Source organism: Chitinophaga pinensis DSM 2588, assembly GCF_000024005.1.
In the GTDB taxonomy this organism is placed as follows: Bacteria; Bacteroidota; Bacteroidia; order Chitinophagales; family Chitinophagaceae; genus Chitinophaga; species Chitinophaga pinensis.
Genome location: NC_013132.1, coordinates 6,470,925 through 6,488,162, shown reverse-complemented (window position 1 = coordinate 6,488,162; position 17,238 = coordinate 6,470,925). Strand labels below are relative to the sequence as shown.

The following is a 17,238-nucleotide window of genomic DNA, read 5'->3' as shown; positions in this document are numbered from 1 at the left end:
TGCTAAAATTACCAAGATGCAAGTAAGAGAATTTACAGAAAACCTCAGCAAACTAAATTTCCGCCTGGTGATTGAGAATGATCAGCTGATCCTTAAAGGAAATAAGAACAAGCTGACCCCGGAAGAAATTAAATCAATAAGACAGAATCAGGAAATTATAGGTTACATCAGAGCCCATAAAGAAGAACTGATAGAATTCCTGTCCAGGTCCTCAGACAATGGTGAAAAGAGGTCTCCTAATATTACTTCAATATACCGCCTGAGTGGTCTGCAACAGGGAATGCTCTTCCATGGTTTGTATGACTCAAAATCAGAAGCATATGTAGATCAGTTTACCTGTGAGATGACAAGTCTCAATGTACCTGCGTTTAAATCGACATGGCAGTATCTGCTGAACCGACATAGTGTATTACGGAGCAGTTTTCACTATGACAGGTTTAACGTGCCCGTACAATGCGTAAACAAAGAAGTAAATATGCAGATACAGGAACTGGACTTCAGTGATCTTGATCCTGCCGAGCAGAAAATACAGTTAGAAGAATACAGCATAAAAGACCGGCATCAGGGATTTGAATTTGAACAGCCTCCGCTGATGCGCGTCAGTTTACTGAAGCTGGATGAGTTCCGTCACCAGATGGTATGGACTTTTCATCACATATTGTTTGATGGCTGGTCTACCCCGGTACTGATGCAGGAGTTTCTGGAAGTTTATGAAAGTGTCGTAAATGGAGTGCCTGTAAGGATGGAGGAAGACAGATATGAGGACTACATACGTTACATTGACGGGAAAGATAGCGCTGCAGAACAAACATACTGGTGCAATTATCTGGATGGGCTCACCAGCGGAACCTTATTGCCCTTTATCAGTGCTGCTGCTGAAAGGAATAGAGGCGGTGGTATATATAAATCGGTTACGCTGAAATTGGATAAGGAGATGACCGCTGTTGTAGAAAAGTACGCACAACAGCAGAGGATCACTCCTAATACCATCATGCAGGGCATATGGTCATATTTGCTGCATCAGTATACCGGTAAAGATGACATTTTGTATGGTGTCATTGTATCAGGCCGGCCTGCGGATCTTGACAATATTGAACGCCGTGTAGGGCTTTATATTAATACGCTGCCACTTCGCTCAATATTAAAGAAAGACCAGCTTATTACTGAATGGTTAAGACAGCTGCATCAATCACAGTTAAACACGACCACGTTTCAATACAACGGGTTAAATGATATTCAATCGTGGGCACAGATCAGAGGAGAACTTTTTGATAATATCCTGGTATATCAGAATTATCCTGTCAGTAAGGTTGTCGCTTCCAGGAAATGGTCGCTGCAAGTGGAAAATGTCAGTTCTTTCGAACGGGATAACTACCCATTTAGTATTGGTATTAATGCCAGTGATGAAATCCATATTCATTTTAAATATAATGCTGCGTTGCTTAGGAGTGAATATGCATTACAGATACGTGATCATTTTGATTATGTCTTGCAGCAGATACTCACAAAAGTGCATGGTAAGGTAGATGACATTCAGATCTTGACGGAAAGGGAGAAATATCAGCTGTTGCATGTGTTTAATGCACGGTCTTTTGATGATAATAAGCACAGAACGCTGGTAGAACTATTTGAAGAGCAGGTGGACAGAAATCCCGAAGCAGCGGCGTTGGTATTTGAAGATACTACCTTGTCATATCAACAGCTTGAGGAGCGTAGTAACCAGCTTGCAAACTATCTCAGGGTAAAAGGAATAGGCGTTGATAGTATGGTGGCAATATATCTGGAGAATTCTCCGGATATGATTGTAAGTATCCTTGGTATATTAAAATCGGGAGCCGCGTATGTGCCACTGGAACATAACTGTCCTGTGGATAGACTACAATATATACTGGCAGATTGTAAGTGCCGTGCAGTTATTTCCTCTACGGTTTACGAAGAACTGATAAAAGAGAACGCAGGCGCTGATGTTGAGATACTATATACTGATAGTCAAGATATGCTGATGTCGGTTATGCCTTCTTCACGCCCTGCTGTAGCCCTCTCTGCAGATGATCTGTGTTATGTGATATATACCTCCGGATCTACGGGACGTCCTAAAGGAGTTATGGTAGCGCATCAGTCTGTAGTACAACTTATTACAGGTCAGGCGAAAAAATTCGGTATTGATCAACAGGAAAAGATTCTCCAGTTTTCCAATTACAGTTTTGACGCGTCGGTAGAGCAGATTTTTCTTGCTTTACTGAATGGGGCGACGTTGATCCTTTTAGCCGCGACAGACCGCCTGGATAGTGAAAAGTTTGAACGTTTTCTGTTGAACCGGCGTGTTACTCATTTACACGCCACTCCGGGCTTTCTGAGTACGATCAGGGCAGGTTCATATGGAGGCTTACGCCGGGTTATTGCGGGAGGTGATAGTTGCAGTGCAGAGTTGGCAAGGCGCTGGAGTGCCTATGCAGATTTTTACAATGAGTATGGACCTACAGAAACAACGGTTACTTCGATAATGTATCATCTGAAGAAAGGAACCCCTTTCTTTCAATCATCGTTGCCAATCGGCAAGCCGCTGACCAATATTAATGCCTACATCGTGGACAACTCCGGCCGCCTGGTACCACCGGGCGTTACAGGAGAATTATGGTTGGGTGGTGATCAGGTCGCAAGGGGATATCTGAATCAGCAGCCCCTGACAGTCGAGAAATTTGTTATCAATCCCTTCGATAATATGCCGGAAGAGAGGATATATAAAACCGGTGACCTGGCAAAATGGTTGCCGGATGGAAATATTGAGTTTATCGGCAGATGTGATGACCAGCTCAAATTGAGGGGCTATCGCATAGAGCCTGGGGAAATTGAAAGCGTACTATGTCAACTGTCAGTTGTAAAGGAAGCCGCGGTAGTGCTCAGAGAGGATGATAAAGAAAATAAGCAGCTGGTCGCATATGTGGTAGTTTCCGGGCCGTTTGATAAAGAAACAATATTGTCACAGGCTGCAGGTTTTCTGCCCTCCTATATGTTGCCAGGACAAATAATTGCGCTCGACGTATTACCATTGACTGCTAATGGAAAGGTAAACCGTAAGTTACTGGCATTGATGCAGCCAGACAAGGATGAAACTACTGTATATACTGCCCCGCGTAATGGTAATGAGACGGTCCTGGCCAGAATATGGAGTGAGTTGTTGGGTTTGTCCAATATCAGTATTTATGATAATTTTTTCGAGCTTGGAGGGCATTCCTTATTAGCTATTCGCGTGGTATCTGCGATTCGGAAAGAACTGGCCTGTGAAATTGGTATAAGAGACATTTTTGATCATCCGGATATTGCCTCACTGGGAGAGCGGATAGCAGGTATGTCGTCAACATCTTCAGTACCTGTTTTACGTGCCGTCGAACGCCCGAAACGTGTTCCATTGTCTTTCGCACAGGAACGTTTGTGGTTTATCGACCGGCTACAGGGGAGTGAACAATATCATATGCCCTGGGTATTCCGTATGGAAGGAAGTCTGGATTGTCATGCGCTGGAGGTTTCTTTCAGGTCCATTTTAAAACGGCATGAAGTATTACGAACAGTGATCCGGGAAGAAGAAGGGGTCGGTTATCAGGAGTTATTACCAACTACTGGCTGGAATCTCCGATATGAAGAAGAATCCACATTGCTCACAGGAAATGGTGACCTGTCTTCTTTTATTGCATCACAGATAGAACACCCATTCAACCTTTCATCGGATTATATGCTGCGTGTTACGCTGGTCCATCAATCACCGACATCACACGTACTAATCATCTTATTGCATCATATCGCTTTTGACGGATGGTCAATCGGTTTGCTTGTAGGAGAGCTCGTAGAATTATACCGCAGCATCCGGGAAGGCGGGCGTCCTGTATTGCCGGTTTTACCTGTACAATATGCGGATTATGCCATCTGGCAGCGATCCTGGTTGTCAGGTGATACCTTATCGGACCGTCTTTCTTACTGGGCGACACATCTTGCCGGCGTACCCGTGCTGGAATTGCCAACGGACTATGTACGTCCCCTGGAGCAGAGTATTCGTGGCGGAATGGTATCTAAAACGATCAGCCGTTTGCAGGCTGACCGACTGGATGCGTTGTGTCAACGGGAGGGTGTAACCCTGTTTATGTTATTACAGGGCGTGTTTAAGGTATTGTTATACCGTTACAGTGGTCAGACCGACATCTGTATAGGTAGCTCTATTGCAGGTCGTCATCAGCAGGAAGTAGAAGGCCTGATCGGTTTTTTTGTCAACATGCTTGCCCTGCGTAGTGATCTGGAAGGGAACCCTTCATTTGCCAGTTTCCTTCAACAGGTAAAGGAAACCACCCTGGCAGCCTATGCACATCAGGACGTACCATTTGAAAAGGTAGTAGAAGTGCTGGGCCTGTCCCGCGACCGAAGCCGGAATGCTTTATTCCAGGCCGTGCTGATATTACAGAATGCGCCTGAAAGTGGTGCGCTGGATCTGGGAGACTTGCAGTTGCATGGGTTATCCACAGGCAATATCACCTCAGAATATGAGCTGATGCTGAATGTAACAGAATCGTCTTATGGTCTTCACCTGAGTCTTGTATACAAAAGTGATCTTTACCGTGCAGAGACGATGCATGGTTTGCTGCATCATTACGAGGAATTACTGGAGGCTGTATTGTCAGATATTACCACACCGGTATCGCAATTGAATATGCTGGGCGCTGCAGAAGAAGAAATGTTGTTACAAACCTTCAATAGAACTGAAGCGCCATATCCTTCAGACCAGACCTTGATGGAACTGTTTGATAGACAGGCATCGATAAAAACATCGTCTATAGCCCTGATATATGGTGAGCAGACATTAAGCTATGAAACACTGGAAGTGCGTAGTAATCAGCTGGCCCATAAACTAATTGCAACTGGCGTCACACCTGGTGTACAGGTAGGTTTGTTATCCTACCGTGGTTTTGATATGATCATCGGGATGTTTGGTATTTTAAAAGCGGGTGGTGTATATGTGCCGTTGAATATTGATTATCCCCCTTCACGTCTTCATTATATCAGTCAGGATGCGGGTTTGTCACATCTGGTGTATACCGAAGAGGAGTTGTTGTCTTTGTCAGGACTGACAGGGATGGAGCTGATAAAAGTAGCAGACTGCGTGGACTATCCCGTTCAGCGACCGGCGATATCGCGGTCTGTAGATGAGGGCGCTTATGTGATGTACACCTCAGGCACATCCGGTCATCCGAAAGGAATTCTTGTGAGCCAGCGTAATATCTTGAAACTGGTATATGACAAAGGTCCGATCGCTATACACGGGGAAGACTGTGTCTTACAGTGGTCTAACTATGCGTTTGACGGCTCCACATATGAGATCTATAGTAGCTTGTTACATGGTGCCCGTTTATTACTGATAGCGGAACCAGCTGCTGCCGATGCAGGTGCGCTGTCTTACCTGATCCGTAAGGAAGGAGTGAGTGTGAGTTTTCTGACAACGGCGCTGTTCAATGCCTTCGTAGATTATGATGTGTCAGGTCTGGCTTTATTACGAAAAATGCTGTTTGGGGGAGAAAAGGTGTCAGTGGGTCATGTGCGGTCCGCGTTGTCTGTGTTAGGAAAAGGTAAGTTACTACATGTGTATGGTCCAACCGAGACGACAGTATATGCAAGTTGTTATGAGATAGATGAAATAGATGGAGTAGATATACCGATAGGTCATCCGCTTTGTAATACGGAGATCCGTATTTTGGATGATCATGGTCGTGCTGTTCCGGTTGGCGTGCGGGGAGAGTTATACATTGGAGGTGCAGGAGTATCGTTAGGCTATATTAATAATCCTGCCTTGACATCTGTTAAGTACGTGAGGTTCCCAGATGGAGGTGTTTGGTACCGGACAGGAGATATAGGTCGCTGGCGTTCAGACGGAGAGATAGAATTCATCGGTCGGGCCGATGAACAGGTGAAGGTCCGTGGTTATCGTATCGAACCGGGTGAGATAGAGAACGTGATGTTGTCCTGTACAGGTGTGAAACAGGTAGCTGTCATCTTAAAGGCCACGGGTGAAGGTGATAAACAACTGATCGCGTATCTCGTTCCCGATGGAGAATTAGATAAGCCGGCATTGCTAACTGCATTGAAGAATACGTTGCCGGACTATATGGTACCGACAGTATTGGTGCCGCTGGAAGAATTACCACTGACGCCTAATGGTAAAGTGGATCGCCGGCAATTGTCTTTGCTGGACATTCAGCTGGAAACATCGAATGCCTATGTTGCTCCGCGCAATGAGCTGGAAACAAAACTGACCACTATATGGGAAGAACTGTTAGGAATATCAGGTATAGGTGTTAACGATAATTTTTTCGAATCAGGAGGACACTCATTGCTGGCCATCCGTGTGATATCTGCCATTCGTAAGGAACTGTCCTGTGAGGTCGGCATCCGTGAGATATTTGATAATCCGACAATAGAAGGTCTGGCCGGAAGTCTGGCAAAACTATCTTCAACAGCTGTCCTTCCTGCATTACAAATGACAGAACGTCCTGCCCGTGTTCCCTTATCTTTCTCACAGGAGCGTTTATGGTTTATTGATCGGCTGCAAGGTAGTCTACAGTATCACATGCCTTCGGCTTTCCGCCTGGAAGGAGAACTGGATAAAGATGCATTGGAAGCATCCTTCCGGGCAATTCTTCAGCGACATGAGGTGTTGCGGACAGTGATCAGAGAAGAAGAAGGTGTTGGATTTCAGGAATTGTTGCCTGTCTCCGGCTGGTGTCTCCGATATGAAGAGGAAACGGCATTGCTCGTGGGAGGGGAGGATCTCTCTTCCTTTATCGCGTCACAGACACTACATCCATTCGACCTTTCTTCAGATTATATGCTGCGTGTTACGCTGGTCCATCAGTCACCGACATCACACGTACTAATCATATTATTACACCATATTGCTTTTGACGGATGGTCAATCGGTCTGCTGGTAGGAGAACTGGTAGAGCTTTACCGCAGTATCCGGGAAGGAGCGCAACCCGTATTACCGGTTTTACCTGTGCAATATGCGGATTATGCCATCTGGCAGCGATCCTGGTTGTCAGGTGATACCTTATCGGACCGTCTTTCTTACTGGGCGACACATCTTGCCGGCGTACCTGTGCTGGAACTGCCGACGGACTATGTACGCCCTGCGGAACAGAGCATTCGTGGCGGAATGGTATCTAAAACGATCAGCCGTTTACAGGCTGACCGGCTGGATGCGTTGTGCCAGCGGGAGGGCGTAACCCTGTTTATGTTATTACAGGGCGTGTTTAAGGTATTGTTATACCGTTACAGTGGTCAGACCGACATCTGTGTAGGCAGCTCTATTGCAGGTCGTCATCAGCAGGAAGTAGAAGGCCTGATCGGCTTTTTTGTTAACATGTTAGCCCTGCGTAGTGATCTGGAAGGGAATCCTTCATTTGTGAGTTTCCTTCAGCAGGTAAAGGAAACCACCCTGGCAGCCTATGCACATCAGGACGTACCATTTGAAAAGGTAGTAGAAGTGCTGGGCCTGTCCCGTGACCGAAGCCGGAATGCTTTATTCCAGGCCGTACTGGTGTTACAGAATGCACCTGAAAGTGGTGCGCTGGACCTGGGTGATCTGCAATTACATGGACTATCTACAGGTAACATTACCTCAGAATTTGAGCTAATGCTGAATGTAACAGAATCATCCTATGGCCTTCACCTGAGCCTTGTTTATAAAAGTGATCTTTACCGTGCGGAGACGATGCATGGTTTGCTGCATCATTATGAGGAGTTACTGGAAGCTGTATTGTCAGATATTACCACACCGGTAGCGCAGTTGAATATGCTGGGTGAGGAGGAATCAGTGTTGCTGTTGGATACCTTTAATGACCGGAGCGCTTCATACGACGCTGAGGAGACATTAATAACCCTGTTTTCGGCACAGGTATGTGCGCATCCGGATGCAATAGCCCTTGAATTTGAAGAAGAGCGGATGAGTTATCGGGAACTGGACGAACGTAGTAACCAGGTCGGACATTATCTGTTATCACAGGGTGTACAGTCTGGTGAGGCGGTGGGTCTGAGCATGGAGCGAAGTGCCTTGCTGATCATAGGTATGCTGGGCATCGTGAAGGCGGGCGGCGTTTATGTGCCGGTAGACCCATCCTATCCGGAAGAACGTCGTGCCTATATGTTTTCAGACAGTGAGCTGCGCATCGTACTGACGGAAGACCAGCTATTACCGTTGCTGCAGTCCGATTATGCCGTGACGGGTTTGCCAGTTGTACAGCGGGCCGATTCGATCGCTTATGTAATGTACACCTCCGGTTCAACCGGCGTTCCAAAAGGAGTGAAGGTAACACACCGTAATGTGACAAGTCTTGTCAGAAATGTGGGTTATGTAAGCCTTTCGGAAGAAGAAACAATATTGTCAACAGGTTCTCCATCCTTTGACGCGTCTACATTCGAATACTGGGGCATGCTGCTGAATGGCGGACGATTGGTATTGTGTAGTGAAGAGGTGCTTTTGGATGTAATATTACTGAAGTCAGCAATCCGGCGTCATAGCATAACGATGATGTGGTTCACCGCCGGCTGGTTCAATCAGCTGGTAGAGGCAGACTTGGATTTATTTAAAGGATTAAAGACAATCCTTGTAGGTGGGGATAAATTATCAATCATACACATCGCGAAAGTGAGATCTGCTTATCCGGATCTGACCATCATCAACGGATATGGCCCAACAGAGAATACGACGTTTTCATTGAGCTACCGGATAGAGGAAGTAGCATCGGACCGTCCTATACCGATAGGCCGTCCGCTGGATCACCGTACGGCTTACATCCTGGATGAATATGGTAGTTTATGTGGTATAGGGGTCCGTGGAGAATTGTATGTAGGGGGAGCCGGTGTGAGTGATGGTTACCATCATGATATAAAACAGACGGCAGAGAAATTTATAGCAGATCCGTTCAGTGGATTACCCGGAAGTCGTCTTTATCGTACAGGAGATCTTGGGCGCTGGCTGCCAGATGGCACAATTGCTTTTCTTGGTCGTTCCGACAACCAGGTGAAGATCCGCGGTTATCGCATAGAACCGGGAGAAATAGAAGTGGTATTGTCAGCAGGTGCTGGTGTATCAGCCTGTGTGGTAGTGGTGCATGAAGATGCGGCGGGCAATAAACAGCTGATCGCGTATGTGACAGGTACACCGGATAAGGCGGAACTGTTATCATATCTGCGCAGTCATTTGCCGGAGCATATGGTACCGGCTCATGTGGTCGTGCTGGAGCAATTACCGCTGACCAGGAACGGAAAGGTAGATCGGGTGCAGTTATCGTTGCTGGATGTGGCAATAACGACTGGTGATAGTCATATTGCACCGCGTACAGAGTTGGAGCGTCAGCTGGCAGCCATCTGGGAAGAGCTGCTGGATGTATCTGGTCTGGGCATAAATGACAATTTCTTTGAACTGGGAGGTCACTCCTTGCTGGCGATCCGGGTGATATCTGCCATCCGTAAAGCGTTATCATGTGAAGTAGGTATCCGTGAGATCTTTGATAACCCGACGATAGAAGGGCTTGCTACCCGGTTGTCTGCACTGTCCTCTGTGCCAACGCTGCCCGCCTTACAGGTAGTGGAGCGTCCTGGTCGTATTCCTTTATCCTTTGCACAGGAGCGCTTATGGTTCATCGACCGTCTTCAGGGCAGTCTGCAATACCACATGCCGTGGGTCTTCCGCCTGGAAGGGGAGCTGGACCGGGATGCCCTGTCAAGTTCTTTCCGTTCTATCCTTGAGCGACATGAGGTGTTGCGGACCGTGATCAGGGAAGAAGAGGGTGTTGGATATCAGGAAATATTATCTGCGGCTAACTGGCAGATGGAATATACCATATCAGCAGATCCATCTTCCATATCCGCATTAATACAATCGCGAGTTCTTCATTCATTCGACCTTTCTTCGGATTATATGCTGCGTGTTACGCTGGTCCATCAGTCACCGACATCACACGTACTAATCATATTATTACACCATATTGCTTTTGACGGATGGTCAATTGGTCTGCTGGTAGGAGAACTGGTAGAGCTTTACCGCAGTATCCGGGAAGGAGCGCAACCCGTATTACCGGTTTTACCTGTGCAATATGCAGATTATGCCATCTGGCAGCGATCCTGGTTGTCAGGTGATACCTTATCGGACCGTCTTTCTTACTGGGCGACACATCTTGCCGGCGTACCTGTGCTGGAACTGCCGACGGACTATGTACGCCCTGCGGAACAGAGCATTCGTGGCGGAATGGTATCTAAAACGATCAGCCGTTTACAGGCTGACCGGCTGGATGCGTTGTGCCAGCGGGAGGGCGTAACCCTGTTTATGTTATTACAGGGCGTGTTTAAGGTATTGTTATACCGTTACAGTGGTCAGACCGACATCTGTGTAGGCAGCTCTATTGCAGGTCGTCATCAGCAGGAAGTAGAAGGCCTGATCGGCTTTTTTGTTAACATGTTAGCCCTGCGTAGTGATCTGGAAGGGAATCCTTCATTTGTGAGTTTCCTTCAGCAGGTAAAGGAAACCACCCTGGCAGCCTATGCACATCAGGACGTACCATTTGAAAAGGTAGTAGAAGTGCTGGGCCTGTCCCGTGACCGAAGCCGGAATGCTTTATTTCAGGCTGTACTGGTGTTACAGAATGCACCTGAAAGTGGTGCGCTGGACCTGGGTGATCTGCAATTACATGGACTATCTACAGGTAACATTACCTCAGAATTTGAGCTGATGCTGAATGTAACAGAATCGTCCTATGGCCTTCACCTGAGCCTTGTTTATAAAAGTGATCTTTACCGTGCGGAGACGATGCATGGTTTGCTGCATCATTATGAGGAGTTACTGGAAGCTGTATTGTCAGATATTACCACACCGGTAGCGCAGTTGAATATGCTGGGTGAGGAGGAATCAGTGTTGCTGTTGGATACCTTTAATGACCGGAGCGCTTCATACGACGCTGAGGAGACATTAATAACCCTGTTTTCGGCACAGGTATGTGCGCATCCGGATGCGATAGCCCTTGAATTTGAAGAAGAGCGGATGAGTTATCGGGAACTGGACGAACGTAGTAACCAGGTCGGACATTATCTGTTATCACAGGGTGTACAGTCTGGTGAGGCGGTGGGTCTGAGCATGGAGCGAAGTGCCTTGCTGATCATAGGTATGCTGGGCATCGTGAAGGCGGGCGGCGTTTATGTGCCGGTAGACCCATCCTATCCGGAAGAACGTCGTGCCTATATGTTTTCAGACAGTGAGCTGCGCATCGTACTGACGGAAGACCAGCTATTACCGTTGCTGCAATCCGATTATGCCGTGACGGGTTTGCCAGTTGTACAGCGGGCCGATTCGATCGCTTATGTAATGTACACCTCCGGTTCAACCGGCGTTCCAAAAGGAGTGAAGGTAACACACCGTAATGTGACAAGTCTTGTCAGAAATGTGGGTTATGTAAGCCTTTCGGAAGAAGAAACAATATTGTCAACAGGTTCTCCATCCTTTGACGCGTCTACATTCGAATACTGGGGCATGCTGCTGAATGGCGGACGATTGGTATTGTGTAGTGAAGAGGTGCTTTTGGATGTAATATTACTGAAGTCAGCAATCCGGCGTCATAGCATAACGATGATGTGGTTCACCGCCGGCTGGTTCAATCAGCTGGTAGAGGCAGACCTGGATTTATTTAAAGGATTAAAGACAATCCTTGTAGGTGGGGATAAATTATCAATCATACACATCGCGAAAGTGAGATCTGCTTATCCGGATCTGACCATCATCAACGGATATGGCCCAACAGAGAATACGACGTTTTCATTGAGCTACCGGATAGAGGAAGTAGCATCGGACCGTCCTATACCGATAGGCCGTCCGCTGGATCACCGTACGGCTTACATCCTGGATGAATATGGTAGTTTATGTGGTATAGGGGTCCGTGGAGAATTGTATGTAGGGGGAGCCGGTGTGAGTGATGGTTACCATCATGATATAAAACAGACGGCAGAGAAATTTATAGCAGATCCGTTCAGTGGATTACCCGGAAGTCGTCTTTATCGTACAGGAGATCTTGGGCGCTGGCTGCCAGATGGCACAATTGCTTTCCTTGGTCGTTCCGACAACCAGGTGAAGATCCGCGGTTATCGCATAGAACCGGGAGAAATAGAAGTGGTATTGTCAGCAGGTGCTGGTGTATCAGCCTGTGTGGTAGTGGTGCATGAAGATGCGGCGGGCAATAAACAGCTGATCGCGTATGTGACAGGTACACCGGATAAGGCGGAACTGTTATCATATCTGCGCAGTCATTTGCCGGAGCATATGGTACCAGCTCATGTGGTCGTGCTGGAGCAATTACCGCTTACCAGGAACGGAAAGGTAGATCGGGTGCAGTTATCGTTGCTGGATGTGGCAATAACGACTGTCGATAGCCATATTGCACCGCGTACAGAGCTGGAGCGTCAGCTGGCAGCCATCTGGGAAGAGCTGCTGGATGTATCTGGTCTGGGCATAAATGACAATTTCTTTGAACTGGGAGGTCACTCCTTGCTGGCGATCCGGGTGATATCTGCCATCCGTAAAGCGTTATCATGTGAAGTAGGTATCCGTGAGATCTTTGATAACCCGACGATAGAAGGGCTTGCTACCCGGTTGTCTGCACTGTCCTCTGTGCCAACGCTGCCCACCTTACAGGTAGTGGAGCGTCCTGGTCGTATTCCTTTATCCTTTGCACAGGAGCGCTTATGGTTCATCGACCGTCTTCAGGGCAGTCTGCAATACCACATGCCGTGGGTCTTCCGCCTGGAAGGGGAGCTGGACCAGGATGCCCTGTCAAGTTCTTTCCGTTCTATCCTTGAGCGACATGAGGTGTTGCGGACCGTGATCAGGGAAGAAGAGGGTGTTGGATATCAGGAAATATTATCTGCGGCGGACTGGCAGATGGAATATGCCGAAGAGGATAAATTGATAAGTGAAGGACACGATCTGACTTCATTTACAGCATCCCGCACACTTGATCCTTTTGATCTCTCTGCAGATTATATGTTGCGCGTCAGTCTTGTCCGTCAATCACCGGCAGCACATGTGCTCATCGTAGTGATACATCATATTGCCTTTGATGGATGGTCTATCAGTTTATTGGTCAGGGAACTGATCACACTGTATAATAGCATCCGTGAGGGGCGTGTTGCTTCGCTGGCGCCGTTGAGTGTACAGTACGCAGATTACGCCATATGGCAACGTGCTTATCTCTCAGGAGAAATATTATCAGATCGTTTGTCTTACTGGTCTGAACGACTCTCCGGAGTCCAGGCGCTTGAATTGCCGACCGACTATATCAGGCCTGCCGAACAAAGTATCCGTGGTGGGGTAAGAAGCAGAAGGATAGGCAAAAGTCTGACCAGTCGGCTGGAAGCCTTATGCCATCAGGAAGGAGTGACGTTGTTTATGTTGCTGGAGGCCATATTTAAAGTATTGCTATATCGCTATAGTGGTCAGACAGACCTTTGCATAGGGACGCCTGTTGCTGGCCGTCATCAGCAGGAAACAGAAGGTCTGATCGGATTTTTTGTCAATACCCTGGTGCTGCGCAGTGATCTTGCCGGTGATCCGTCTTTTACCAGTTTCCTGCAAAGCGTGAAGGAAAATACACTGAATGCTTTTGCGCACCAGGATGTTCCTTTTGAGAAAGTGGTGGAGGCGTTGGGTATACCCCGTGACCTGAGCCGTACACCGGTATTCCAGGTAATGCTTGTGCTCCTGAATACACCGGCATCAGAAGATCTGTCACTTGGAGAAGGCAGAGTCACAGAAGAAAACACCAGTCAGATCACCTCTCAATTTGATCTGACGATGCATATTACTCAACAGCAGGATGCATTGCAGCTAAATGCAGTTTACTGTACAGATTTGTATCATGAAGACACAATAGATCGTTTGTTGCAGCATTTTGAGCAATTGATGTCGTCTGTGCTGGATGATACAACAACTCCGCTGAGCTTATTAAAGATGGCCGGCGAAGAAGAGGAAAAGCAATTACTGAAGACGTTTAATGCGCAAACAGCCGTGTATCCAGATAAGACATTGGTTGAACTGTTTGAAGAACAGGTGGCTGCGATTCCTGACAATATCGCATTGGTGTTTGGAAACGAGCAATTGAGTTATCAGGAGCTCGATATACGTAGTAATCGCCTGGCGCATTATCTGAGAACACTCGGGGTGAAGGAGGATACGCTTGTACCGGTGTATATCAGGCGTTCGATAGATATGATAGTAGGGATTCTGGGGATACTTAAGGCGGGTGCTGCATATGTACCGATCGATACAGCCTATCCTGCCAGAAGGATTATGAATATGTTGACTGATATCCAGAGTAATGTCGCCATTACTGATGCTGCCGGCAGTGAGTTGTTGAAAAATGCGGGGATTCTTCATACGGTATCATCTGATAATGCCAATGCTATGCTGGCCGGATTTCCTGTTACGCCTCCGGAAATCTCACTTCGTCCCCATCACCTGGCATATGTGATTTATACTTCCGGCTCGACAGGATTGCCTAAAGGTGTGCTGATAGAACATAGGGGAGTAGTGAATCTTGTACATAACCAGGCTTCACTGTTAGGTATCGGGCAGCGAACGATCGCCTTTCAGTTTGCTTCTATCGGATTTGATGCATCCTGTTATGAGATATTTTGCACGCTCATGAACGGTGGACGGCTGATTCTGGGACCGGCAGAATTGCTTGTCAATCCGGCAAAGTTGTGTGAAGTGTTGGAAGAGAACAAGGTTAATATGCTGACGATCCCACCGAGTTATCAATCCAGCATTACGGACAGAACACTGAGCCTTGAAACAGTGGTGTCTGCGGGTGAAATGCTAAGCAGGCAACAGGCATATATAGTACAACAAAAGGGAATACGCCTGATAAATGCATACGGTCCCACTGAAAATACCGTTGCAGCCACCTTATCCGCATCGCCTGTTCACAGCAATGGTCATATCACAATAGGTAAACCATTGGATAATGTTCAGATCTATATTCTCGATAAACATCTCCGGCCAGTGCCGCTGGGTATAGCCGGTGAAATATATATCGGAGGTGCGCAGGTTGCCCGTGGTTATCTGAACAGGCCGGAGCTGACCAGAGAAAAGTTTATCAAAAATCCGTTCAGTACAGTTGATGGAGGAAGGATATACAGGACAGGAGATATAGGGCGCTGGTTATATGATGGTAATGTCGAAATGCTGGGAAGGTCCGATGAACAGATCAAAGTAAGAGGTTTCCGGATAGAACCAGGCGAGATTGAAAGTGTATTGCTGGAAATGCCGGGGATAGAACAGGCAAGGATAATTGCCCTGGAGGTTGAAGAGGGCGATAAACTTCTGCACGCCTACATTGTAAGTACTCAGCCAATAGAGCAGCAGGACATTATCTCTTTCCTCAAACTCAGACTGCCGGCCTATATGATACCTGTCCGCCTGACCAGACTAACTGACTTACCACTTACGGTAAGTGGTAAACTGGATAAACAAGCATTGGCCGACATGTCTGTAAATTCAATGGATATTGTCGCTAACCTCGCGCCTGTAAATGAAACAGAAGCAACGTTGTTGTCAATATGGGAAGATTTACTGCATGTGAAAATAAACAGTACGACCGATAACTTTTTTGAACTCGGTGGACATAGTCTGAAAGCCATGCGTCTTATCAGCGCAGTACACAAAAAATTCAATGTGTTATTGGATATGAAGGACTTTTTCCTGCATCCGACCATTCAATCATTCGCGGCGAGGATCGCCGAGGTTGAAGCAGGAGATAATAACATGCCTGGCAAAGTGAATAAGAAGGATATTGTCAGATACAGGAACGCCGACTACTATCCGATAACCTTTACGCAGGAGTACTGGATCAATGACAATATCGATAGCGTATATAAATCGGTTGATTTCTACCACGGTACCATTTTCAGCGCTTTTGTAATCAGTGGCGACTTCGACGGAGACGCTTTCAGGAAATCGGTCTATTACCTCATTTCCCGCCATGAAAGTCTGCGCGCTACTTTCCACCAGATTGATGGCAGATATATGATGCGGGTGGAAGACCGTGATGCGGCAATTTTTGAACCTGAATTCCGTGACTTCAGAGGATTGCCACGGGATGAAGAAATAACTGATTTTATTACCTGTTTCAGCCACAGTTTTATCTTTCATGAAGGGCCATTGGTCCTGTTCCGGGTCAGCCGGACAGCAGAGCATGAACATATTATATCGCTCAAAGTGCATCATGTGATCTACGATGTATGGTCCAATGAGGTGCTGATAAGTGATCTTTATGCTGCCTATCAGGCATTCGCTGAGGGCAGGGAGCCAGACAGACCGGCACAGCGATATCAGTTTAAAGAATTCCTGGCGCATGAATATAGCTATGTGCAAAAACACTATAAGGCACATCGTCAATATTGGCAGTCACTGTATCAATCGTTGCCCGCACGCATTATACTTCCCGGCAGGAAAATTTCAGGAGAAAGCCCCATGCGTCAAAAAGTCGCGGAGGTACTGCGCTTCTCTTTTGATAACGCACTGACAGATCAGATCAGCAGCTGTTCAAAGCTATTGTCGGTAAGTACATTCGTATTGTTACAGGCAGCGTTTAAATATCTCATATCCCTCAAGACAGGTGTGAGTGATATCATTATTGGTACGGATGTTTTCGGTAGGGATTATATAGGCACAGAAGATCAGATCGGCAGCTATGCGAAAAGTCAGTTGATACGCAGCGTTTTCAATAAGGAGGACCTTTTCCCTGATATTGTAAAGAAAGTACAGCAGGCGAATGACGATGTGAGACATTACAGGGCCTGTAGCCTGATGGAGGTATTGACAGAGATGGTCGTGCCGGCTACGACTACCGGAACAAAATTCTGGCAGCTGAATATGCAGTATGCAGATCTGACAGGTAATTATCTGCCAGCAGCGGAACTAAAAGAAATACAGCAGGTATTAAAGCCTGGACCAAGGAGAAAGGAGCTTGACTTCATCTTTCCCTTTGATATACAACTGCAGTTTTATAGATTTTCCGACAAACTTGAGCTGGATATACAATATGACACCAGTTTGTATGACGATACGGTAATAACAACTTTAGGAAATGAATACATCGCTTTTATAAGCAAAATAGCCAATGATCTGTATGTTAATTCTCCACAGTCGTAATTAAT

Annotated in this window: 1 protein-coding gene; it reads left to right on the top strand. The window is 46.8% G+C overall.

The annotated features are described in order from the left end of the window. The first annotated feature begins 16 nt into the window (after window positions 1-16). A complete protein-coding gene (locus CPIN_RS25710; protein WP_012792787.1) occupies window positions 17-17,233 on the top strand; it encodes a non-ribosomal peptide synthetase in 17,217 nt (5,738 codons plus the stop codon). The last annotated feature ends 5 nt before the right edge of the window (window positions 17,234-17,238 follow it).